Consider the following 23,770-nt stretch of genomic DNA (forward strand, 5'->3'; position numbering starts at 1 on the left):
GAGTACCCTTGGAGCAACAGCTAACGCCCAAACCGGAGGAATGGACTCCCATTCGCCCCAAAAAACGCTTTGACGGGATTGCGGTATTGAACGCAACCGTTCTGATTCTGGTCTCACTGCTCTGTATCCTGCCGCTCATTCATATTATAGCGGTGTCTTTCAGCTCCAGCGCGGCGGCTTCCGCAGGGTATGTCAGACTCTGGCCGGTAGACTTCACATTCGCCTCGTATATGTATACGATGAGCCGGACTGAATTCTGGCAGTCGATGCTTGTCTCCCTGACGCGGATCGGAATCGGCACGCCGCTGAATCTTCTGTTAACGATCCTCGTGGCCTACCCGCTGTCCAAGGAATCGCACGCTCTGCGGTTCCGCAGCGTCTATGCCTGGGCCTTCTTCGTCACGATGCTGTTCAACGGCGGGCTGATTCCCTGGTATACCACGCTCAAGGAGTATGGCCTGCTGGATTCCATCTGGGCACTGGTATTGCCCGGCGCAGTTCCTGTGTTCAGCGTAGTGCTGCTGCTTAACTTCTTCCGGGAGATTCCGAAGGAGCTGGAAGAGGCGGCGCTGATTGACGGGGCCGGCCACTTCCGGACGGTCTGGTCCATCTTCGTGCCGATCTCCAAGCCGGCGCTGGCTACTCTGGCCTTATTCTCAATGGTGGAGCACTGGAACAGCTGGTTCGACGGCCTGCTGCTCATGGGCAATCCGGCCAACTATCCGCTGCAAAGTTATATTCAGACGATTGTGATCCAGCAGAACCTGTCGAATATGTCGCGTGATGCCATGCTTGATCTGGCGCTGATCTCGGACCGGACGCTGAAGTCTTCCCAGATCTTCCTCGGCTCCCTGCCGATTATTCTGGCTTATCCGTTCCTGCAGAAATATTTCGTGAAGGGGATTGTACTCGGCAGTGTCAAAGGTTAACCTCCCGGAGGTTATGCATAAGCCTGCGGCTCTCCCCGGATTCAGGCTATAATGGTGAAAATGATTGCTGGGGGCCTGGGATTATTGTTCAAAAAGGATTACTCACTGCGCAATACGATATTTCTGCGGCTGATTGTGACCTTTCTGCTCATTATGCTGCCTATTCTTGTCTTCGCCGCTTATCTGTATCAATGGATTATGCAAACGGCCAGCAGCGATATCCGAAGCTCGGCCAGCGCCCAGACCGTCTTTTACTTAAATGATATGGAGAATGAGATCGAGCGGATGAAGCTGCTGCAATACAGTCTGCTGGAGGATGAGGATCTGAACAAGCTGGCCCTGACCTGGGAAACGCTGCCGACCATTGACCGGACGGAGAATCTGAATTCGCTGATGAAGCGGCTATTCATCGTGCAGAACAGCAGCACGTATATCAAGGACGTCAGGGTTCATATCATGACTATAGGCCGGACTATCTCGTCGGTCGGCGGCGTGCGTGAGATTGAACTGAAGCGCTTCCGCGAGATCCGCTCGGTCTTCGGGGACCGCCGTTCCCAGGTGATTGAGTGGGATGGCGGCCTGTACCTTAGTGCGATGAAGCAGCGGGGCATCAAGGGAGCGGAGCCGCTGCTGACGGTAGAGATTGAGCTGGATACTCAGGAGCTGCGGGCGGCGCTGGGCCAATTCAATACGTATCCCGGCAGTGGAACGCTATTGCTCTCCGATAGTGCAAGATTCGCGCTCTACAGCATGACCGGCGAGCTGGCGCTTGCGGAACCGTCCCAGTATGCCCGGGATATCCGCACGGTGGCCTCCGGGGAGAGGCTGAGGATCGCAGGTGCTCCTTATTATATCGTCCAGACCGGCTCACAGGAGCTTGGCTTGTCCATCTACCGGATCATCCCGGAGGACATTATCAAGAATCCGCTGAGCAAATTCTATACCTGGGCCTGGGTGTTTGGTGTGGCTGCGCTTGCCATCATCATTGCTTTTGCACTGTCGACCTACAAGTTCATTCATAAACCGATGCTGACGCTGGTGAAGAGCTTCCGGAGAATGGAGCAGGGCGATCTGGATATTCATATCCAGCATGAGTCGAAGGATGAATTCCGTTATCTGTACAGCCGCTTCAACCAGATGGTGAGCAATCTGCATTCCCTGATCGATCAGGTGTACAAGCAGAAGATTATGGCCCAGCGGGCAGAGCTGAAGCAATTGCAGTCACAGATTAACCCGCATTTTCTGTATAACAGCTTCTTCATTCTGAACACGATGGCGAAGACCGGCGATACCGAGCGGATCGAACAGCTTACTACGATGCTCGGCGAATACTTCCAGTTTGTCACGCGGAACGCTTCCGATCTGGTGTCATTGGAGCAGGAGATTCACCATGCAAGAATGTATACAGAGATTCAGGCCATGCGCTTCTCCCGCAGAATTGGTGTCCGGTTCGATGCCTTGTCGGAGGAACTGAAGAAGGTGCAAGTTCCGCGGCTGATCGTGCAGCCTATTATTGAGAACGCGTTCAAGCACAGCCTGGAAAAGAAAGCCATGGAGGGCCTGATCATTGTCCGCTTCGCGCAGGAAGGTCCGGACATCCGCATTATCGTCGAGGATAACGGGGACCGGCTGAGCGATGATACGCTAGAGCAATTGAAAGAGTCCCTTACTGTCTATCAGGAGCAGGCGGAGACCACGGGCCTTGTGAACATTCACCGGCGCATCCGCATTACCTTCGGGGAAGAGAGCGGCTTGCTGGCGGACCGGAGTGAGCTGGGCGGACTAAGGGTAACCATCCTGCTTAGAGCTGGAGGTGAGAATGCTGATGTACAGGATGCTTATCGTTGATGATGAAGAGATTATCACAGATGGACTGGCGGTAATTTTCGGCAAAATGGAGCTTGAGCTGGACATCTACAAGGCCTACTCGGGCCGTGAAGCGCTAAATCTGCTGCACCGGACCCGGGTGGATATTGTCCTGTCTGATATCTGCATGCCCGAGATGGACGGGCTGGAGCTAATGGAGCATATCCGCCGGAGCTGGCCGCAATGCAAAATCGTCTTCCTGACCGGACACAGCGACTTCAATTATGTCTACCAGGCGATTCAGGCTCCGGGCGTCCAGTATGTGCTCAAGAATGAAGGTTATCCGAAGCTGATTGAAGCGGTGATGCGTGCGCTACAGGAGCTGAACGACACCATGCAGGTCAATGATCTGATTCGTGAATCAAAGGAGCAGCTTAACACGCTGGAGACCTTGGCGCAGGGCGATTATTTCCGCCACCTCATTCACAGCGTCAAGGCGGATCAGGATATGGCCGGGGACTTCGTCCGTCTGAATATTCCGCTGGATGCTTCGCGGCCGGTGCTGATCGCACTGGGCAGCATCAGTGATCCTGAATCCTCGCGCACGTATATGGACCGCCGGGAGACGGCGCTTGCGGTCAAGTTCCTGTCGGAGAAGCTGCTGAAGGAGCGGACGGTCAGCCTCGGGGTCATCGACCGGTACGGTGACCTGATCTGGCTAATTCAGCCGGACGGGACGGGAGAGGCTACGCAGCCGGAGGCTTGGGAGCAGATGATTAAATTCCTGGAAGGCACCTTCGAGCTGATTCAGCAGTCCTGCCGGGAATCGCTGGAGATCGGGATTGCCATCACCCTCAGTGCGGAGGAGTCCGCGTGGTCCAGGCTTCCAGTGGTGTACGATAAGGCGAGGCAGGTTCAGCATTACCGGGCCGGGGACGGGGAGCGGATGGTGCAGAAGGTGCAGCTGAATGAAGCGGCGGTGCCTGATACCTTGCGTGATCGCTTCCTGCGTGACAAGGTGGAGACCCTGGCTGCGCATCTGGAGGCGGGCCGCAAGGAGGAGTTCCTCCGGTTGTTCAAGGAGATGGCTGAACCGGCCGGGCAGGACCCGGGAAGGTGCAATCCGTATCTCACCGAGCTGTATTACACAATTGCCCTCATGCTCATGTCGTACATGAACAGATGGGAAGCGGACGAGGAGACCGGGGGAAGCGGGTTGATGCAGCTTGAGTCTCACCGGACTTGGGGAGAAGCCTTCCGCTATCTGCGGGATACAGCAGAGATGCTGTTCTCTGTCAGGAAGAGCGGGGAGCAGAAGCGGGCAGCCGGTGTCATCGACCGGATCTGCTTATATATAGAAGAGAATCTCGACCAGGACCTGTCGCTCGTGCGGCTGGCCGATGTGATCCACTTCAATCCCTCCTATCTGTCCCGCCTGTTCAAGCAGGAACGGGGCATCAATCTGTCCGAGTATATCGAGGAGTTGCGCATCCGCCAGGCTAAGGACCTGCTGCGCAGAGGGGAGCTCAAGGTCGCGGAGGTTGGCTCGTTAATCGGTTACGTCACCCCGCAATCCTTCACCCGGGTATTCAAAAAATGGACCGGAACCACGCCGCAGGAATACCGTGCGGATGTGGTTGGGGGTTGAATGGTGGGAACGAATAGGGGGAATTGGGGAAGAAATAATCGCTCCTTCGGGATGGATGGCGTTGCCTCCATCGTCCGGGGGAGCGATTATTCGTTGAGGAGAGTAAAAGAAAGGGATAAATCCCATTAATGCAGCCAAAAGTCGGCCGGACGGGGAAAAGAAAGGGATAAATCCCATTAATACAGCCAAAAGTCGGCTGGATGGGCAAAAGAAAGGGATAAATCCCATTAATGCAGCCAAAAGTCGGCTGGATGGGGAAAAGAAAGGGATAAATCCCATTAATGCAGCCAAAAGTCGGTTGGATGGGGAAATGAAAGGGATGGTATTAGAGTAACGAGGAGCACAAGTGCCCCTGATTTCAGCAGAAGTTGGCTAAATGAACAAATCAGGAGCAGAAGTGCCCCTGATTTCAGCAGAAGGCTGCTAAATGAACAAATGAGGTGCAGAAGTGCACCTGATATCAACAGAAAGCGGCTAGATGAGCGAATGAGGAGCACAAGTGCCCCTATCTCTTATAAGTAAATCCGATAATTCCCGCTTAGCGCCAGCATGGTGAAGAAATACAGGCAGTTGTCGTAATACCGCCGTTCTCCGGTGCGCAGCGGGGTGTTCCAGAACAGTTTGACGAAGCGCCCGGCATCCGGCCCGTCGGCAGCGAGCGAGGCCATTGCCAGAGTGGACAGCAGGCCGACCGGATGCAGGGACAGCTCGTCAAACGGCTGACCGTCAATGGTATACCGCCGGTAATCAGCCGGATCGATATCGCGGAAGAAAGCCTGAATCCGGTTCGACTGCTCTACCTGCCAAGGATCGCAGCGGAACCATTCATAATCTAACCCAATGTTGGCGGCGACACGGTAGGCATCGCTGAAGAAGTGGCGGAAGTCGCCATGCGGCTGGGGTTCCACCGGAGTCCCGTCATAGTTGGCATATTCCGGGGACAGTCCGGTAACCGGGTGGCAGGCCAGGTGCAGGTAATCCCGACTCCGGGCAGCAGCATCCTTCCAGAACGCCCGGTCAGCTTCATCCGCCTGCAGCGCGAACAGATCATAGAAATGCGGCAAATGATAGGAGGGATCGCTGAACGGAGTCTCCGGGATGAACTTGATCAGCCGGGTCTCGGGGTCCCACATCGGATCGCCTTCCCCGTCTTCTCCCTTGTGCACACAGGCGCGGAGAATGATTCTGGCCTGCTCAGAATAATTGAATGGCGCGGCACCGTCGCCCCAGCGGCTGGAAGCGAAGAACAGGGCCATCGCGAAGAACTCTTCTCCATCCGGCGCAGGGCCGGGAGACAACCGTGTACCGTCCAACTTGCATTGCCAGGCGAAATAATCCTTATAACGGCCCTCCGTATGCTGCATGAAGACTTTGGCGAAATTCCAGAGCCGGTCGAACTCCTCCTTTTTATCCATCTGAACCGCCATCATCATCCCGTACGACATGCCCTCTGTGCGCACATCGGTATTGCCTGTATCTACGATATAACCCTTATCATCATCCATAGTATGATAGAGCCGGACATCAGGGGCACCGTAGAACATTTCGTTCCAGGTATCTTCCAGCCGCTGCTGAATTGCCTCCGGACGCAGTCCGTTTTCAAGAAACAAATTTCTGTACTCTCCTGTATAAAAAGAGCCCTCTGTAGTATTCATCATAACATCCTCCAGGTGAATTTTATTTTGCCCAAGTATATCATAAGCGGCGGTATAGAGATTAAAGCGTTTTCCAGATATTTTATAGACGATTCCGGCTGTGGACCATAATCTAAGGATAGATCAATCTTAGGTGTCTATATGTCATGGACTTCACGCCAAAAGCTTCTCTATACTGGTAGGGACATACTGCAAGTTGAATAAAAAGGTTAGGGTGATTGAGCTATGAATGAGGTCTCAGAGCTAATGAAGCTTACAGTCTACACGCGCATACCGAACCAAGATTACACCGGATCTCTCAGCAACAGTGTTCACATGGCCTGCACAGATGACCATAACGAATTTCAGCCGCTGAACCGGAACTATGGCATACTATTTGCCGTGGCAACCGTGGATGAGAAGAGTGTGATTCATGAAAAAGGACTCAAAAATCCCTATCTATTCCGCACACAGGACGGTGCTTTCGGGATGATTGCCGTAAGGGTTGACGCCTCGGGGGAGGATGATGGGGAGAGCAGGGGGCAGATTCTGCTGTGGACCTCGCCGGATCTGGTGACCTTCGAAGACCAGCGGCTGCTCCGGCTGCACAAGGACCTCTATGTAAAAGAAGCCGTCTGCGCACTGGACAGCACCGGCGGATACGAGATCCGCTGGCAGGACAACGACGGCAGCTATTATGTGAACCGGTTGGCCGACTTGCGGAAGCCGGAAGGGATCTCGCCGCCGGAGCCTGCGGAAGCCTTCGCGGCAGAGCGGCCCGCTCAGCCGCTGCCCGGAACCCGTCCGGGGAATGTGCTGACAGTGGACGCTCCCGCCGGCCGCAAGGTACAGGCAGCCTGGACTCCAGTACACAACACCTGTATTCGAGTGGCAGAGCAGGTCAGTGTCCACTCTGCCGATGAATTGACAAAGCTCAGAGCCACAGCGCTATATTCTGACGGCTCCACTGCCGATAAGCGGGTGGTCTGGGATACCGCAGGGATTGATTTCACCTTGCCAGGAACACATACCATACATGGAAAAGTAGTCACTTATGACTTGCCGTTCCCGTTAGCAAGCGGCTATGCAGACCCGGTGATTCTTCCCTGGAACGGCAGGTATTACTTCCTGGCTACCAATGACAATGTCAATAATATCGGCATCTATGTCCGCGTGGCAGATACCTTGCAGGACTTATTCGTTCCCGGCTTCCAGGAAGCCGTTATACTGGACCTGAATGAGGAGCTGAACTTCATCCAGACCTTCTGGGCGCCGGAATTCCATATCATTGGCGGGGAGCTATACATCCTGTTCGCCGTTGGCGGCAAGGTATGGGGACCGCAATGTCATCTGATGAAGCTGAATCCCGGCGGCGATATTATGAAGGCCGGGGATTGGAGCACGCCGGTCCGGGTGAAGCGGATGGACGGTACTCCTTTGGCCGAAGACGGCATTACGCTGGATATGACTTATTTCAAGGCAGACGGTACCTCCTGTGTAGTCTGGTCTTACCGTAAAGGGATCGGAACGCCGCTGGATACCGGCTCCATGCTGTATATCGCCACTGTAGATGAAGCGAACCCGGCGGTATTAACCAGTGAGCCGGTGCTGCTGTCGCGTCCGCTGCTCGGCTGGGAGAATGTTCAGGGCACGATCAATAACGAAGGCCCGTATCCGCTCCTTACGGAAGATACCGTGTATATTGCCTATTCCGGCGGTGCGGCAACGGGATATACCTACGCGGTGGGCTGGTTAAGCATCCCACGGGGCGGCAATGTTCTGGATGCCGGTGCCTGGAGCAAGGCGGGCACGCCGGCACTTTCTTATTATTCACTGGACGGGGTGTACGGCCCGGGGCATAATTCCTTTTTCCAGGATACAGACGGTACTACGCTAGTCCTCTACCACGGGGAAGAGCAGCTGGTGAAGCATGGAACGAGATGCTCGGCGATTCACAGAGTCCATTACAACAGTAATGGCGTCCCTCTGCTCGATGTGGCCGGGGAGAGGGATGTACACCCGGATTACGCCGACTGCACGATACAGGTGACGGTGCTTGCTTAGTCTGGAGTCACAAGAATCCCACAATGAAACATTAACAACGACAATCTATATAACAAATGGAGGATGTTAGAATGACACAACAACAAGGATTTAACCCCTATCTGCCTTCCTGGGAGTATGTGCCGGATGCGGAACCATATGTTTTTGAAGGAAGAGTATATGTCTATGGCTCGCATGACCGGTTCAACGGACACGCCTTCTGTCTGAACGACTATGTCTGCTGGTCAGCGCCGGAGGACAATCTGGGAGATTGGCAGTATGAAGGGGTGATCTACAAGACGACAGATGACCCGCTCAACCCGGAAGGCAGCATGTGTCTCTATGCACCGGATGTGACGCAGGGACCGGACGGGCGCTACTATCTCTACTATGTACTGGACAAGGTTTCTGTCGTATCGGTAGCGGTCTGCGATAAGCCGGGCGGCAAATATGAATTCTACGGCTATGTCACCTACGGGGACGGCACGCGTCTGGGCGAACGGGAAGGCGATGAGCCTCAGTTTGACCCGGGGGTATTAACCGAAGGAGACACCACTTACCTGTATACCGGCTTCTGCGGATACGGCGACAAGTCCAGACACGGCGCGATGGCTACCGTACTGGGTCCCGATATGCTTACGATTATTGAAGAGCCTGTGTTCGTTGCACCGAGCCAGCCTTACAGCCAGGGAACCGGCTTCGAGGGCTATGAGTTCTTCGAGGCCCCTTCCATCCGCAAAAGAGGGGATATCTACTACCTGATCTATTCCTCCATCTCCATGCATGAGCTGTGTTATGCCACCAGCAGCCATCCTACCCGGGATTTCGTGTACCAGGGAGTCATTGTGAGCAACTGTGATCTGCATATCGATACGTATAAGCCTGCGGACCAGACGATGTATTACGGCGGCAATAACCACGGCAGCATCGTGGAGGTTAATGGAGCGTGGTATATCTTCTATCACCGGCATACCAACGGGACCGCGTTCTCGCGCCAGGGCTGCATCGAGCCGATTACGTTCCATGAAGACGGCACCATCCCGCAGGTGGAGATTACAACCTCCGGCCCGAACGGCGGCCCGCTGGAGGGACGTGGAGAATATCCCGCTTACCTGGCCTGTCATTTGTTCACCAAGGATCAGGAGATGTATACCGGAGGCTTTGGCAAGGTGGGGGCCTGGATGGACAGCCGGTTCCCGAAAATTACCCAGGACGGCGGAGACGGCGATGAAGAGGTTGGCTATATTGCCAATATGACGGAGTCGGCGACCGCCGGGTTCAAGTATTTTGACTGCAAGGGGGTTAGCCGGGTCTCCATCAAGGTGCGGGGATATTGCCATGGGGAGTTCCAGGTGAAGACGGCTTGGGACGGGCCTGCGCTTGCTTCTATTCCGGTAGGCTTCACGAATGTCTGGAAAGAATATGCTGCGGAAGTGGCGATTCCGGACGGCGTTCAGGCCTTGTATTTCACGTATACCGGAGGCGGCGGCGCCCAGTTTGCATCGTTTAAGCTGGAATAGACCATGCGCACTTAGTCGAAGAATAATACAGACAGCAGTACCAGGAAGCGTTTTCCCGGTGCTGCTGTCTTGTTGTTCATATCATGGTGCGCACACTCTGAGCCCGCAGCTACACGCCGGAAGAATACCGGGCTTTGTACTCCGAGGGGGTCATGTTCATATAATGCTTGAACCATTTGGAAAAATAGCTGACATGCTGGTAGCCTGACTCCAGCGCAGCCTCCAGCACATTGTATGATCCGCTGCGGAGCAGACTGGCCGCCTGGCTGATGCGGATATAGTTCAGATACTCCATCGGGCGCATCCCTGTCTGAGCCTTGAAAAACTTGCAGAAATGCGAGCGGCTCAGCGCTACCACGGCGGCAAGCTGATCCAGCTCCAGACGGTCGCGGGAATGCGCCTCCATATAGCTCAGCACCTCCCGGATCTGCCGGTTATATTCCCGGCCGTGCCGGGTCTCCGCCGCCGGGTTCAAGCCGGTCAGCCTGTATTGATAGCTGTCTGCGATGAACAGCAGCAGGAGCGCCTTCAGGCTCATCTCATAAGCCCCGGGCTTACGCTCATAGCGGCTGAGCAGCTCCCTGATCAGCTGAAGCAAGGGGGAGTGGGCGGCGTCTGCAGCAGATAACAGAACGGGAAGGCGGACCGTACCTTGCAGGACGGGGTCCAGGAACAGCTCCTGTACCCGGTCAGGCTGTGGCGAAGACAGCCAGGAGCCTTTGAACACGATGGAATAATAACAGGTGCCGCCAATGGCGGTGTCCATGCCTGAATGAAGCTCACCGGGATGAACGATCAGGGCATCTCCTGCCTGGATGGCGAACTCGCGGCTCTCAATATAGAAGGTAGCGCGGCCTTCCGCCAGATAGATCATCTCCATTTCGTTATGCCAATGCACGGGAAGAATGGAATGCACGCTTGCCTGATGCTCCACCCGGTAGATATGCAGCGGGAATTCCGGCTGGCCGTGCAGCTTGTTTTCCCTGTAACGGTGTTCGTACATGGTTCCCTCCTCGAAATCGCCATATTGTGTTGAGATTGCGCAAATATATGCTAGATTAACCGATACCAATAATAATATCATTATCATCAAGAGAAGTCATAAGGAAGGGTGGAACCATTGTGAAACTGATAACTGTTCAATCCGGCGAGGCTGGCGTAAGGCTGGAGACTAGTGAGGGAATGATGCATATCGGCTGGTGTACGCCGGGGATTGCCCGAATTCGTTATACGCTGAATGCCGAGCTGAGCGGCAAAGAGAGTCTGATGGTGGTAAGCCGGCCAGCGGCAGAGAATGTAGAGTACAATGTGACTGAACTGCCCGGCCATCTGGAGATATCAACGGGGCAGCTAACGATTGAAGTGGATAAAGAGACCTGTGCGTTCAGCTACAGAGCTGCGGACGGCACATTGCTGACACGGGAGCCAGCCAGAGGCGGCAAAACCCTGGAGCGCACAGAGGTCTATCATACAGTCTTCGATGCCTCATCAGACACGGTCGAGACTGGGCAGGGTGCAGATGGTCTGCGTGCCAGAGCGGAGGGGGTTAACCGGAGGCTGGACCGGGAGGCTTTTCACACGAAGCTGGAATTCGAATGGCAGGAAAGCGAAGCCCTGTACGGACTTGGCTCCCATGAAGAGGGGATGATGAACCTCCGGGGACGGCAGCAATATTTGTATCAGCAGAATATGAAGGCGGTTGTACCGGTACTGGTGTCTACACGCGGCTATGGGATTCTGGTAGATTCGGGGTCTTATATGACTTTTCATGACGATGACTTTGGCTCGTATCTCTGGAGTGATGCGGATGAAGAGATGGATTACTATTTCATTTATGGTCCGGAATTCGATCAGATTACGGCGGGAATCCGCTATCTGACAGGAGAAGCGCCGATGCTGCCGAAGTGGTCCTTCGGGTATGTGCAGTCCAAGGAAAGATACGTCTCCCAGGCGGAACTCCTTGCCATCGTACAAGAGTATCGTGAACGTTCGCTTCCCCTCGACTGTATCGTACTCGACTGGCAGTCCTGGACGGGCAATCTGTGGGGGCAAAAGACTTTCGATCCCGAACGCTTCCCCGATCCCTCACAAATGATGGACAGCCTGCACGCCATGAACGCCAAGCTGATGGTGTCGATCTGGCCGATTATGGGCGCGGGCGGGGAGAATCATGAAGAGATGAAGGCACGCGGTTTCCTGCTCGGCAATCAGGCGACTTATGATGCCTTCTCGGAGGAGGCTCGTGCGCTGTACTGGAAGCAGGCCAACGAAGGACTGTTCGCCCATGGGATTGATGCCTGGTGGTGCGATTGCACCGAGCCGTTCGAAGCGGACTGGAAGGGGGCGGTGAAGCCGGAGCCGGAGCAGCGGCTGCTGATTAATACGGCAGAATCGAAGCGCTACCTCGATCCGGGCTTGATTAATGCCTATTCCATGCAGCACTCCAAAGGGATCTATGAAGGCCAGCGGGCAGCGACCTCAGCGAAGCGGGTAATCAATCTGACACGTTCGGCGTTCGCAGGGCAGCACCGCTATGGCACGATAACATGGTCAGGCGATATAGCCGCCAATTGGGAGACGCTGAGAAAGCAGATTGCAGACGGCCTTAACTTTTGCGTGACTGGTTCGCCTTACTGGACGCTGGATATCGGGGCGTTCTTCGTGAAGAATCACAAGGAGCAATGGTTCTGTTGCGGGGATTATGACGAGGGTGTTGCTGATCTGGGCTACCGGGAGCTATATGTCCGCTGGTTCCAGCTCGGAGCCTTCCTGCCGATGTTCCGTTCGCATGGCACGGATACGCCGAGAGAGATATGGCAGTTCGGCCAGGAGGGTGAGCTGATGTATGACACGCTGGTGAACTATCTGAAGCTCCGTTACAGGCTGATGCCATACATCTACTCCCTGGCCGGAGCTGTGGCACACCGCAGTTATACCATGTTCCGCGCACTGGCCTTCGACTACCGGGAGGATGTGCGGGTTCATTCTATCAGCGACCAGTTCATGTTCGGTCCGGCCTTCATGGTAGCTCCCGTGACGGAGGCCATGTATTATGGTCCCGGATCCCGTGAACTTGAGGGGGTTCTTAAGCAACGCAGTGTCTACCTTCCTGAAGGCGAATGGTACGATTATTGGAGCGATGAACGGCTGGAGGGCGGCGTGACGATTGTAGCAAAAGCGGATCTGGAGACGCTTCCCCTGTATGTCCGCGCCGGGTCCGTTGTCCCGCTCGGCCCCGATGTTCAGTATACGGATGAACAGCCGGAGGCTGTGACCCGGCTCAAGGTATACGGCGGCAAGGATGCAGTCTTCACCTTGTATGAAGATGAAGGCGATAATTATAATTATGAGACCGGCTCCTATGCCATGATTGAGCTGAGCTGGTGTGAAGCGGACCGTAGCCTGACTATCGGGAAGCGGGCCGGAGACTATGCCGGAATGCAGGCGGTAAGGCAATTTGCCGTAGAGCTGGCCGGGTATGCCGGAAGCGTTATTGTCACTTATGAAGGGGAAGCTCTAACCGTCCGCGCAGAGGACCTGCATAGCTGAGGCTGAGGTTCATTGTTACCAACTTGTTACCAACTTGAACGTTTTGTAAGCTGAATAGAGAAGCTCTAGTAAGCTCTGTTACTCTTGCGGTAGGCGGCGGGTGTCATGCTGGTGATTCTTTTGAACGTACGGTAGAAATGGGGCATACTCTCGAAGCCGCAGGCCATGGCAATCTGCTCGATGGTACAGCTTGATTGCAGCAGGCTGTCCTTGGCGGCAAAAATCCGCTTCGTCGCAATATAATCCGTCACATTCATGCCCAGACGCTGCTTGAAGACCCGGCTGAAATGGGCCGGTGAGATCGAGGCCCGCGCAGCCAGGGAGCTTAGCTCCAGCGGCTGATCCAGATGATCGTTGATATAGCTGAGCGCCTCACGGAACCACTCCGGCAGCAAGGGACTTGAAGCAACCGGCTCGGTGGCCTGCGGTAGACAGTAGCGGTTCAGATGCAGCAGTGTAAGATGAAGCAGCAGCGTAAGCGCCTGCCCGCCGTCCGGCTGATTCTGCTCGCGCTCCCGGTGGATCGCATCGATATCATTTTGCAGAATTTCAGCATGTTCAGGGGACAGGGTATACTTATACTGCTTGTTTGTCTTGGCAGCGTCGAACAGCTTCAGATAGGGATAAGACTCACTGTAGGTATGGTTATGGATCAGAGCCGGGCTGAAAAAAAGGGCAGAGGAGGTCACCGGCTCCTCATTGTCGGGGAATCCCCGGTGCACTGTATTTCCGGGAACGACAATGATGTCGCCTGGATGCATCTCATAAAAGGTCTGATCGATGAAAAAGCTTCCTTTGCCGCCGTATACGTAGATGAATTCGTACCAGTCATGCTGGTGGTCGGGCAGCTCGCGCTGCGGGCTTTTCGTTTCCTTATAGTCCAGCAGCAGCGTAAACGGCAATTGATGGTCAAAATGCCTGCGGATCGGTTCCATGAAATCGCCCCCTGAGTTACATCTCTTCATTCTTACCCACATCATATCAAAATAAGGTATAGATTTGTTTGTTTTAGCTATTTTTATTCCTTTATCGGATGTTTACAATAAGGTGGAATGGAGGCGTTATCATGTATATTGATGCTCACCAGCATTATTGGAAGATAGACAGGGATGATTATGGATGGATTACACCGGAGATTCCGGTGCTGTTCCGGGATTATCTGCCCGCTGATCTGGAGCCGGAGCTAATGAAGCATGGGATCAGCCGCACGATTGTGGTACAGGCTGCGCCGACCGTGGAGGAGACAGAATACATTCTGGGACTGAGCGAGCAGGCGGAGTCTGTCGCGGGTGTGATCGGCTGGCTGGATCTTGCAAGCCCTTCCTTCCAGGCAGAATTCGAGCGTCTCAGCAGACATCCGAAGTTCACCGGGCTGCGGGTGATGATTCAGGAGATGGCTGACCCCGGTGTGCTTTTGACCCGGCCATATATAGAAGCGCTCTCATATCTTGCGGAGCGGGATGTGCCGGTGGACCTGCTGGTGCTGGCCGATCAGCTTCCCCAGCTCATTGAGATGCTGGAACAGGTTCCGGGACTACGGGGAGTTATTGATCATCTGGCAAAGCCGAAGATTGCTTCGGGCCAATTAGAGCCGTGGAGAAGCTTGATGGCGGAGGTTGCCAAGCAACCGGGAATTTACTGCAAGCTGTCCGGGATGGTCACCGAAGCAGATCCTCAGGGCTGGACGCAGGAGAATTTCACCGCTTACGTAGATGCCATGCTGGAGCTGTTCGGACCCGAGCGGGTGATGTTCGGCAGCGACTGGCCCGTGTGCCTGATGGCGGCAACCTATGAGGAGGTTGTGGGGATTCTGCGAACAGCACTGCAAGGCCGATTGTCTGCGGAAGAGATGGAGCCGGTATTTGGAGCGAATGCTGCTAGATTTTATAAGCTGTTAGATTGAACTTGAAACCATACTGAAAGGGAAAAGTGGCGGAGGAGAATTTTGGAACTGTAGGAGCGATAGCGTCCGCCTTTGTCACCGGAGTTCTACCGCTGTCAGCGGTTAAATCAAGAAATCTGGGGACAACAGCGGCCGGAGGGCCAAACATTCTCTGGAGCCACGGCAATCCCACAACAGAAAAAAAGCAAGTACAGTCTATAGCTTCACTAATTATAGGAGGTTGAGCGATATGAAATACAGAAAGCTGGGGAATACGGGACTGGATGTCTCCGTATTAAGCTACGGGGCGTCCTCGCTCGGAAGTGTGTTCCGGGATGTGCCTAAGGAAGAGGGTATCCGCACGGTGCATACGGCGCTGGATATGGGGATTAATCTCATCGACGTCTCCCCTTACTACGGCCTCATGAAAGCGGAGACAGTGCTGGGCGAAGCGCTGCAAACTGTACCGCGCGACAAGTATATCCTGAGCACGAAGGCCGGACGTTACGGCGAGGGGGAATTCGATTTCTCCAGAGAGCGGATCATCCGCAGTGCGGAAGAGAGTATGGGCAGACTGGGCACAGATTACTTGGATATTTTGCTGCTGCATGATATTGAATTCGGCTCGATTACGCAGGTGATGGAGGAGGGAATTCCGGCGCTGGAGGAGCTGAAGCAATCCGGCAAAATCCGCTATTACGGCGTGACCGGCCTGCCGCTGAATATCTTCGAGAGCGTGTTGTCGAAGACCACACTGGATGTTATCCTGTCCTACTGCCACTATTCGCTGAATGATACTACGCTGCTGCGGCTGCTTCCTCTGCTGGAGAGCCGGGGAACGGGACTGATCAATGCTTCGCCGATCTCCATGGGGCTGCTCAGCAACCGCAAGGTGCCGGACTGGCATCCGGCGAGCGCCGAGATTCAGGCCGCGTGTCAGCGCGCCGCCGAATTTTGCCGGGACAAGGGAGAAGAAATCGCCAAGCTGGCGGTTCAGTTCTCCACCGCGAATGAGCAGATTCCTACGACACTGGTGAGTACGGCAACGCCGGAGAATATCCGCAACAATATTAAATGGACCGAAGAGCCGATCAATGAACAATTACTGGCAGAGGTACTGGACATTCTGAAGCCGATCGACGGGGCGACTTGGCCGAGCGGACAGCCGGAATGGAACGAAGCACAGAGCCGGAACGGGGAGCGCTTATAATGAAGGGAATTATTTGTGAGGAGATCGGAAAGTTCGTATTCCGTGAGGATCTGCCGGAGCCTGAGCTGCAGGACGGGGAAGCGGTTGTAAGTATCCGCCGGATCGGCATCTGCGGGACAGACCTGCACGCATACCGGGGCAACCAGCCTTATTTCACTTATCCGCGTGTGCTGGGGCATGAGCTGTCCGGGATTATTGAGCGCATTGGCGACAATTCACAAGGGCTTCGCGCAGGGGATCAGGTCAGTGTCATCCCCTACCTGCATTGCGGAGAGTGCCGGGCCTGTCTGAACGGTAAAACGAATTGCTGCCAGAAAATGAGAGTGTTCGGGGTTCACCTGGATGGCGGAATGCGGGAACGGGTGAGTCTGCCTGTAGGCAATCTGCTGAAGACAGATGGGCTGACGCTGGATCAGGCGGCCATGCTGGAGCCGCTGGCGATTGGTGCCCATGCGGTGCGGCGCTCAAGAATCAGCGCCGGGGATCAGGTACTTGTGATTGGAGCAGGCCCGATCGGACTTGGCGTGATGGCCATGGCACGGTACGCCGGGGCGAAGGTCATTGCGATGGATGTCAACGATGAACGCCTGGCCTTCTGCAAGGGCTGGGCGCAGGCAGAGCATACGGTAAGCGCTTTGAAAGAGCCGAAGGAACAATTGTCGGGGCTGACGGACGGCAACTTCCTGCCGCATGTCATTGATTCCACCGGCAACATCTCTTCTATGGAAGGGGCTTTCGGACTGGTGGGGCATGGCGGTACGTTGACTTATGTCGGCTTGGTCAAAGGGAATATTACCTTTAGTGACCCGGATTTCCATGCCCGCGAGATGACAGTGCAGGGCAGCAGAAATGCGACCCGCGAGGACTTCGAACGGGTGATTAGCGCGATTAGGGACGGTTATATTGATGTGGACCGCTATATTTCCCACCGCTGCTCATTCGGGGAGATGATCGGCCAGTTCGAGAGCTGGCTGAATCCTGAATCCAAGGTGATCAAGGCATTGGTTGAGCTGAATTAACTGCGAAGGAGCGAAGCAACGATGACAAGCACGGAACAGAGCCAGCGGTTATGGTACAGTGAACCGGCACAGAATTGGAATGAGGCGCTGCCGATCGGTAACGGCCGGCTCGGGGCGATGATCTTTGGCAGGGTGGCTGAGGAGAAGCTGCAGCTCAATGAGGATTCCGTATGGTACGGAGGTCCGCGTGACCGCAACAATGAAGATGCGCTGCCTCACTTGCCCAAGCTCCGCCAGCTGATTCTGGAAGGCAAGCTGCAGGAGGCGGAGGAGCTTGCGGCCATGACGATGGTGGGGCTGCCGGAAGCGCAGCGCCATTATCTGCCGCTGGGCGACCTGCTACTGTCGTTCGGCGGACATGAGCAGCCTGCTGTTGACTATCAGCGGGAGCTTGATCTCGAATCCGGTATAACCCGGGTGAGTTATTCCACTGGCGGAGTCCGGTATACCCGTGAGCTGTTCGCCAGCTTCCCGGATCAAGCCATCGTGGTGCGGGTCACCTCTGACCGGAAGAACGCAATCTCCCTGAAGGCCAGGTTCAACCGCCAGAACTGGAGAATGCTGGAGAAGACCGAGAAATGGAATGACAGCGGACTGGTGATGGGCGGAGAATGCGGCGGGCGCGGGGGCAGCTCCTTCGCTGCTGTATTAAAGGCCGTCACAGAAGATGGAATCTGCCGCAACATCGGCGAATATGTGCTGGTGGAGGGGGCAAGCTCGATAACGCTGCTGCTTGCTGCAGGAACCACGTTCCGCCATCCCGATCCGGCGCTGTATGCCAAGCGGCAGCTTGAAGAGCTGAGTAGCGTTCCTTATGACAAGCTGCTTGCCCGTCATGTCGCGGATTACCGCAGCCTATACGGCCGGACCACGCTGACGCTGCCGGAGGACCCGGAGCTGAGCGGACTGCCGACCAGTGAACGGCTAAATCGGTTCCGGCAGGGAGGAGAAGACCACGGACTGATCTCGACTTATTTCCAATATGGCCGTTATCTGCTGATTGCCTCTAGCCGTCCGGGCTCCTTGCCTGCAAATCTGCAAGGCATCTGGAACGACAGCTTCACCCCGGCCTGGGACAGCAAATTCACGATTAACATTAACGCGCAAATGAATTACTGGCCGGCTGAACTTTGTAATCTGGCGGAATGCCATGAGCCGCTGTTCGATCTGATCGAACGGATGCGTGAGCCGGGACGGGTGACTGCGAAGGTGATGTACGGCTGTGGCGGCTTCACGGCACATCACAATACTGACATCTGGGCAGATACTGCTCCTCAGGATACGTATCTGCCAGCATCGTTCTGGCCGCTGGGAGCAGCTTGGCTGTGTCTGCATATGTGGGAGCGTTACCGGTTCGGCCAGGACCGCCATTATCTGGCGAATGCCTACGATACGATGAAGGAATCTGCACAGTTCCTGCTGGATTATCTGATAGAGGATGAGTCGGGCCGGCTGATTACCTGCCCGTCCGTCTCGCCGGAGAACACCTACCAGCTACCTGGCGGGGAATCGGGTGTGCTGTGTGCCGGAGCCTCTATGGACTTCCAGATTATTGAGGCGCTGTTCAAGGCCTGCATCCAGAGCGCGGAGATTATTGGCCGGGACGAGGCATTCCGCGAAGAGCTCCGCTCAGCGCTGGATCGTTTGCCAGGGCCGCAGATCGGTAAATACGGCCAGATTCAGGAATGGATGGAGGATTACGAAGAGGTAGAGCCAGGGCATCGGCATATTTCGCATCTGTTCGCGCTGTATCCGGGGGATGCCTTCACGGTGGAGCATACGCCGGAGCTGGCGGCAGCGGCCCGTACGACGCTGGAACGCAGACTTGCCAGCGGCGGTGGACATACCGGCTGGAGCCGGGCATGGATCATTAACTTCTGGGCCAGACTGCAAGATGAGGGCAAGGCCTATACCAATGTCCGGGCGTTGCTGGAGCATTCGACCCTGCCTAACCTGTTCGACAATCATCCGCCGTTCCAGATTGACGGGAACTTCGGAGGAACAGCGGGCATTGCGGAGATGCTGCTGCAGAGTCATACAGATAGGATCAGACTGCTGCCTGCTTTGCCAGCGGACTGGAGCGAGGGCAGTGTCAAGGGACTGCGGGCAAGAGGCGGCTATACCCTCGATTTCGCCTGGAGCGGTGGACTCGTTACGGAAGCAGTGGTAACATGTACCGTATCCGGCCCTTGCCGGCTCGAAGGTCCAGGACTTGATTCCGTATCGTTCACAGGAGAAGCGGGAAGCTCGTATACATTCACCGGGTAGATTAATATTAGGCTGGCTAGTTGACGAATAGGATAGTATAGTAATGTGGGATTGGCGTATTTGCGCCAGTCCTTTTTGCGTGCGTGGTTGGCTAGAACGTCGAGCGGGCCGGATGTAATCGAAAAACCGAACACAATCGGACTAGGGGGCGGCGGGTAGGGCAAATGAAGAGCACAAGTGCCCCTGAAATCGCCGAAAGGGGGCCACCAGCGCAAATGAAGAGCACAAGTGCCCCTGAAATCACCGAAAGCGGGCCACCCCGAGCAAATGAAGTGCACTAATGCCCTGATTCGCCAAAACCTGCCAACCCGAGGAGGCCGTAAACACGCTCAACGCCACGCACAGCCAGCTAAGAAAGAACGGCAATTCCGCTGCCGTACTGTAAGCAAACGTTTTCTTTTTATGAATTTTCAGGGGGGAAGACCTATATTCTATGAATTGTAAGCGCATTCTGAAAACGTATAATTAAAGTTGTCACCAAGAGAAAATAGAAACATAAGCGATTAGCCAAAAAGGGGAGGCATAATAACATGCACAAAACGGCAAAACGTTCAGCTAAGGCCGCTGCGGCCGGTGTACTAGCACTCACACTGGCACTTACAGGCTGTGGATCAGGCAACAACACTAACACCGGAGGCAAAAATTCAGCCACTGGAGGTAACGCCAGTCCGGCAGCAGCCGGAGACGACACTGCACCCGTAACGTTCTCGGTATTCATGAATGGTCCCGGACAACAGCCAACACCTGACAATAAGCTTCTGAAGCTGATCAAAGACGAGACCGGAATCACCTTCAACCAGGAATTTCTGGTCGGCGACCTGCAGCAGAAGCTCGGTGTCATGATTGCCGGAGGCGACTACCCGGACATCCTGTCGGGCGACGACAAATTAATCAACGCCAAGGCATACATTCCGCTTGAGGATCTGATTGAGAAATACGCTCCCAACCTGAAGAAGCATTACGGTGCGGTCTGGAACCAGATCAAGGATGAGAGTGACGGCCACATCTATGTACTGCCAAGCTATGGCGTCTATCAAGGTAAAATCACCGAGCCTACTTATCAGGGACCAGGCTTCTGGCTGCAAAAAGGTGTGCTTGAGGAAATGGGCTACCCTACTCCTAAGACCCTGGATGAGTATTTCGACATCATTGCCAAATATAAAGAAAAACACCCGGACATGATCGGGTTCGAATCACTCAACTTCGACTGGCGCGTGTTCCCGCTGCAGAATCCCCCAGAGCATCTGTCGGGGCATCCGAATGATGGGGCCGTTGTTGTAGATAACAATGTAGCACAGATTTTTGCCGACAAGGATATGTCCAAGACGTACTACAAGAAGCTTAATGACATCAACGCTCAAGGCTTGATGGACAAAGAAGCCTTCGTACAGAACTATGACCAGTATCTGGCCAAGGTAGCAAGCGGTAAGGTCATCGGGATGTTCGACCAGCACTGGAACTTCCAGGACGGCGAGAAATCCCTGATCTCCCAAGGCAAGCTGGAAAATACGTATATCGGCTTCCCTTTGCTCTATCCGGGTGCAGAAGAATGGTATCGTGACCGCGGAGCGGTCGGCACCAACCGTGGATTCGGAATTTCGATCAATGCCAAGGACCCTGTCCGCATTCTCAAATTCTGGGATAAGATGATTACCGAGGATTGGCAGAAGACGCTTCAATGGGGCGTGAAAGGCGAAGATTATGAAGTGAATGCAGATGGCTCCTTCTACCGTACGCCTGAGCAACGGAACAATGCAGAGCAGACCAGCTGGCAGGTTGCTAACAAAATCTCAGGGATGTTCGGTTACATGCCTAAGATTCAAGGTACGTACAGCGACGGTAACGCAGCAGATGCCGGCACACAGCCGCAGGAATTCTTCGACAGCCTGAAGCCTTACGACCAGAAGATTCTGAAGGCGTACAACAAGAAATCCTGGTCCGAATTCTTCAAGGAACCGAAAGAGAACAACATTTATTTCCCTGCGTATTCCGTCGTGCTTAAAGATGGTTCACCAGCCCAGCTCGCACAGTCCAAGCTGAATGACCTCATGATTAAATATTTGCCGAAAGCCATTATGGCCAGTCCTGCAGAGTTCGAGGGCGTATGGCAGGATTATGTGGACAGAATCCACAAGCTGGACATCAAGGCCTATGAAGACCGGATGAATGAAGGCATCCAGCAGCGCATCGAAAAATGGAGCGTTAAATAAACCATTCAATACAGAAATAGGAGCGGGAAATGCGATTTCCCGCTCTTCCTAAATAGGACTGCGTGAATAGGACAACGTGGAGAGAATGATTTTTACAGGAGGGAATACAACATGTCTGATGCCGTACTGGACAAACAGGTCAAAAAACAGAAGACCCGAAAAAGCAAAATCGATCCGGAAATCGGTGTGGAACTCAGCTGGAAAACACTGAAAACACAGAAACAGCTTATTTTTATGTCTGTGCCCATCGCACTATATCTGATTATCTTCAACTATGTTCCCATTTGGGGCTGGCTCATGGCTTTTCAGAATTACCGCCCGGCGGTGTCCTTCGGCCAGCAGGAATGGGTAGGCCTGCAGCAGTTCAAATTCTTATTTTCCGATGATACCTTTATGCTGGTACTGCGCAACACCATTGCCATGAGTTTTATTAACCTTGTACTGGGTACGGTTACCGCTATTGGTCTGGCTCTGCTGTTGAATGAGATTAAGCTCAAGTTCTTCAAGCGTGCGGTTCAGTCCATTTCCTATCTGCCGCACTTTCTGTCCATGGTTATCGCTGCGGGGATTGTGTCCACTTCACTCTCCATCGATGGCGGGATTGTCAATGTCGTTCTAATGAAGCTTCACCTGATTAAAGATCCGATTATGTGGCTCAGTGAAGGGAAATACTTCTGGGGCATTATCGGGGCGTCGAACGTGTGGAAAGAGGTGGGCTGGGGCACGATCATCTATCTGGCGGCCATTACCTCCATCGATCCTTCCCTGTACGAGGCAGCTTCCATTGACGGCGCGAAACGTTTTCAAAAGATGCGTTATATCACGCTTCCGGGAATCAAGGCTACCTTCGTTATTTTGCTGATTATGAACATTGGACATATTCTGGATGCCGGCTTCGAGCTTCAATATTTGCTGGGCAACGGACTTACTGTGGACTATTCGCAAACCATTGATATCTTTGTAGTGAAGTATGGTCTGGCCATGGGTAACTACTCGCTGGCTACGGCGGCAGGGATCTTCAAAACGATTGTCAGTGTCATTCTCGTACTCATCGCAAACAATGTCGCAAAACGCCTTGGCGAAGAGCGATTACTATAGAGGAGGCAGCCTATATGAAAGCTGTGACAAAAGGTTCAGGCCGGATTGAGCCGGTTGTATTTCATACGATCAACACGATATTTATGCTCTTTGTGGTTACTGTCACGCTCTATCCGTTCCTCCAGACGCTGGCGGTATCCTTCAATGACGGCAGTGACACGCTTACCGGGGGAATCTACCTCTGGCCCCGTGTATGGACGCTGGAGAATTACCGGGCGGTCTTTATATCAGGAACAATCTATCATGCCGCATTTATCTCGGTATCCCGTACGATTATCTCAACGATGCTCGGTGTATTCCTGACTACGATGTTGGCGTATGCACTGGCGCAGCCGCAATATATTTTCCGCAAAAAGATCGGCCTGCTGTTCATCCTGACTATGTATTTCAATGCCGGGCTGATTCCGAACTACTTCCTGATCAAGAATATGGGCCTGCTGCATAACTTCATGGTCTATATCCTGCCGAGTCTGGTCAGCGCGTTCAACCTGATTATTATGCGGACGTATATCCGCGGACTTCCGTTCAGCCTTACCGAATCGGCGAAGATTGACGGGGCGGGAGAGTTCAGAATTTTCTGGAAAATCATCTTCCCGCTCTGTACGCCTGTACTGGCAACTGTCGCACTGTTTATCGCCGTGGGCTCATGGAATTCCTGGTTTGACACATTCCTGTATGCCTCCTCGGATATCAAGCTTAGCACGCTGCAATACGAAATGATGAAGATGCTCGGCTCCATTATGAGTGCGAACAATGATCCTTCGATGCTTGCGGGAGGCCAGAACAATCAGGTACAGTCACTGGTTACGCCAGCCTCCATGCGTTCAGCGATTACGATCGTTACAGCGGTCCCGATTCTGTTCGTCTACCCTTTCTTGCAGAAGTATTTCGTGGTAGGATTGAACCTGGGTAGCGTAAAAGAGTAATTGTCACTACGTATTATAGTAAGAAAAA

General features: G+C 54.1%; 16 protein-coding genes. 13 read left to right on the forward strand and 3 right to left on the reverse strand.

Annotated elements, in window-relative coordinates; translation table 11 throughout:
* Window positions 1-50: 50 nt before the first annotated feature.
* Genes ACFSX3_RS00655 through ACFSX3_RS00665 form a run of 3 tightly spaced genes read left to right on the forward strand, consistent with a single transcriptional unit; the run spans window position 51 to window position 4,383 of the window.
* Complete coding sequence (locus ACFSX3_RS00655) at window positions 51-929, forward strand: carbohydrate ABC transporter permease (protein WP_076074807.1); 879 nt, start codon at window positions 51-53, stop codon at window positions 927-929.
* 60 nt (window positions 930-989) lie between these two features.
* On the forward strand, window positions 990-2,777 hold the full coding sequence (locus ACFSX3_RS00660) for a sensor histidine kinase (protein WP_209992504.1): 1,788 nt from the start codon (window positions 990-992) through the stop codon (window positions 2,775-2,777).
* The gene (locus tag ACFSX3_RS00665) at window positions 2,755-4,383 is read left to right on the forward strand and encodes a response regulator transcription factor (RefSeq protein ID WP_209992447.1); all 1,629 of its coding nucleotides are present in this window, start codon (window positions 2,755-2,757) and stop codon (window positions 4,381-4,383) included. The genes ACFSX3_RS00660 and ACFSX3_RS00665 overlap by 23 nt, the downstream gene beginning before the upstream one ends.
* A gap of 512 nt (window positions 4,384-4,895) precedes the next feature.
* On the opposite strand, the gene ACFSX3_RS00670 is transcribed toward ACFSX3_RS00665, so the two are convergent.
* The gene (locus tag ACFSX3_RS00670; RefSeq protein WP_209992446.1) at window positions 4,896-6,038 is read right to left on the reverse strand and encodes a glycosyl hydrolase family 8; all 1,143 of its coding nucleotides are present in this window, start codon (window positions 6,036-6,038) and stop codon (window positions 4,896-4,898) included.
* Window positions 6,039-6,263: 225 nt separating this feature from the next.
* On the opposite strand from ACFSX3_RS00670, the gene ACFSX3_RS00675 reads away from it, so the two are divergent.
* Complete coding sequence (locus tag ACFSX3_RS00675; protein WP_209992445.1) at window positions 6,264-8,081, forward strand: family 43 glycosylhydrolase; 1,818 nt, start codon at window positions 6,264-6,266, stop codon at window positions 8,079-8,081.
* 71 nt (window positions 8,082-8,152) lie between these two features.
* Window positions 8,153-9,580 carry a family 43 glycosylhydrolase gene (locus ACFSX3_RS00680; RefSeq protein WP_209992444.1) on the forward strand — a complete coding sequence of 476 codons (1,428 nt, stop codon included), beginning with the start codon at window positions 8,153-8,155 and terminating at the stop codon, window positions 9,578-9,580.
* A gap of 109 nt (window positions 9,581-9,689) precedes the next feature.
* On the opposite strand, the gene ACFSX3_RS00685 is transcribed toward ACFSX3_RS00680, so the two are convergent.
* Window positions 9,690-10,583 (reverse strand): helix-turn-helix transcriptional regulator, encoded by an 894-nt coding sequence (locus ACFSX3_RS00685; protein WP_209992443.1) that lies wholly within the window; start codon window positions 10,581-10,583, stop codon window positions 9,690-9,692.
* A 119-nt stretch (window positions 10,584-10,702) separates the two neighbouring features.
* Between ACFSX3_RS00685 and ACFSX3_RS00690 the strand changes: the two genes are divergently transcribed.
* Window positions 10,703-13,129 (forward strand): glycoside hydrolase family 31 protein, encoded by a 2,427-nt coding sequence (locus ACFSX3_RS00690; protein ID WP_209992442.1) that lies wholly within the window; start codon window positions 10,703-10,705, stop codon window positions 13,127-13,129.
* Window positions 13,130-13,194: 65 nt separating this feature from the next.
* Here the strand turns inward: ACFSX3_RS00690 and ACFSX3_RS00695 are convergent, their stop codons facing one another.
* Complete coding sequence (locus ACFSX3_RS00695; RefSeq protein WP_209992441.1) at window positions 13,195-14,064, reverse strand: helix-turn-helix domain-containing protein; 870 nt, start codon at window positions 14,062-14,064, stop codon at window positions 13,195-13,197.
* Between the two features lie 131 nt (window positions 14,065-14,195).
* Here ACFSX3_RS00695 and ACFSX3_RS00700 point away from each other — a divergent pair, with 131 nt between their 5' ends.
* The 7 genes from ACFSX3_RS00700 (at window position 14,196) to ACFSX3_RS00730 (ending at window position 23,742) form a co-directional block, all read left to right on the forward strand.
* Entirely contained in the window at window positions 14,196-15,032 is an 837-nt protein-coding gene (locus tag ACFSX3_RS00700; protein ID WP_209992440.1) for an amidohydrolase family protein, read from the forward strand.
* A 229-nt stretch (window positions 15,033-15,261) separates the two neighbouring features.
* Window positions 15,262-16,221, forward strand: a complete 960-nt coding sequence (locus ACFSX3_RS00705; protein ID WP_209992439.1) for an aldo/keto reductase — start codon at window positions 15,262-15,264, stop codon at window positions 16,219-16,221.
* Window positions 16,221-17,240, forward strand: a complete 1,020-nt coding sequence (locus tag ACFSX3_RS00710; protein WP_209992438.1) for a zinc-binding alcohol dehydrogenase family protein — start codon at window positions 16,221-16,223, stop codon at window positions 17,238-17,240. The genes ACFSX3_RS00705 and ACFSX3_RS00710 overlap by 1 nt, the downstream gene beginning before the upstream one ends.
* Window positions 17,241-17,261: 21 nt before the next feature.
* Window positions 17,262-19,508 carry a glycoside hydrolase family 95 protein gene (locus ACFSX3_RS00715; RefSeq protein WP_209992437.1) on the forward strand — a complete coding sequence of 749 codons (2,247 nt, stop codon included), beginning with the start codon at window positions 17,262-17,264 and terminating at the stop codon, window positions 19,506-19,508.
* 530 nt (window positions 19,509-20,038) lie between these two features.
* On the forward strand, window positions 20,039-21,718 hold the full coding sequence (locus ACFSX3_RS00720) for an extracellular solute-binding protein (RefSeq protein ID WP_209992436.1): 1,680 nt from the start codon (window positions 20,039-20,041) through the stop codon (window positions 21,716-21,718).
* Window positions 21,719-21,829: 111 nt separating this feature from the next.
* Complete coding sequence (locus tag ACFSX3_RS00725; RefSeq protein WP_209992435.1) at window positions 21,830-22,816, forward strand: ABC transporter permease; 987 nt, start codon at window positions 21,830-21,832, stop codon at window positions 22,814-22,816.
* A gap of 14 nt (window positions 22,817-22,830) precedes the next feature.
* Complete coding sequence (locus ACFSX3_RS00730; RefSeq protein ID WP_209992434.1) at window positions 22,831-23,742, forward strand: carbohydrate ABC transporter permease; 912 nt, start codon at window positions 22,831-22,833, stop codon at window positions 23,740-23,742.
* Window positions 23,743-23,770 lie beyond the last annotated feature (28 nt).

This window comes from Paenibacillus rhizoplanae (assembly GCF_042684125.1).
In the GTDB taxonomy this organism is placed as follows: Bacteria; Bacillota; Bacilli; order Paenibacillales; family Paenibacillaceae; genus Paenibacillus_AQ; species Paenibacillus_AQ rhizoplanae.

Excerpts from the sequence above, each read along its gene's own strand:
- ACFSX3_RS00665 (WP_209992447.1), top strand. The coding sequence starts at position 2,755 with ATGTACAGGATGCTTATCGTTGATGATGAAGAGATTATCACAGATGGA.
- ACFSX3_RS00720 (WP_209992436.1), top strand. The coding sequence starts at position 20,039 with ATGCACAAAACGGCAAAACGTTCAGCTAAGGCCGCTGCGGCCGGTGTA.
- ACFSX3_RS00705 (WP_209992439.1), top strand. The coding sequence starts at position 15,262 with ATGAAATACAGAAAGCTGGGGAATACGGGACTGGATGTCTCCGTATTA.
- ACFSX3_RS00715 (WP_209992437.1), top strand. The coding sequence starts at position 17,262 with ATGACAAGCACGGAACAGAGCCAGCGGTTATGGTACAGTGAACCGGCA.
- ACFSX3_RS00685 (WP_209992443.1), bottom strand. The coding sequence starts at position 10,583 with ATGTACGAACACCGTTACAGGGAAAACAAGCTGCACGGCCAGCCGGAA.
- ACFSX3_RS00710 (WP_209992438.1), top strand. The coding sequence starts at position 16,221 with ATGAAGGGAATTATTTGTGAGGAGATCGGAAAGTTCGTATTCCGTGAG.
- ACFSX3_RS00680 (WP_209992444.1), top strand. The coding sequence starts at position 8,153 with ATGACACAACAACAAGGATTTAACCCCTATCTGCCTTCCTGGGAGTAT.
- ACFSX3_RS00660 (WP_209992504.1), top strand. The coding sequence starts at position 990 with ATGATTGCTGGGGGCCTGGGATTATTGTTCAAAAAGGATTACTCACTG.
- ACFSX3_RS00670 (WP_209992446.1), bottom strand. The coding sequence starts at position 6,038 with ATGAATACTACAGAGGGCTCTTTTTATACAGGAGAGTACAGAAATTTG.
- ACFSX3_RS00725 (WP_209992435.1), top strand. The coding sequence starts at position 21,830 with ATGTCTGATGCCGTACTGGACAAACAGGTCAAAAAACAGAAGACCCGA.
- ACFSX3_RS00730 (WP_209992434.1), top strand. The coding sequence starts at position 22,831 with ATGAAAGCTGTGACAAAAGGTTCAGGCCGGATTGAGCCGGTTGTATTT.
- ACFSX3_RS00700 (WP_209992440.1), top strand. The coding sequence starts at position 14,196 with ATGTATATTGATGCTCACCAGCATTATTGGAAGATAGACAGGGATGAT.
- ACFSX3_RS00695 (WP_209992441.1), bottom strand. The coding sequence starts at position 14,064 with ATGGAACCGATCCGCAGGCATTTTGACCATCAATTGCCGTTTACGCTG.
- ACFSX3_RS00675 (WP_209992445.1), top strand. The coding sequence starts at position 6,264 with ATGAATGAGGTCTCAGAGCTAATGAAGCTTACAGTCTACACGCGCATA.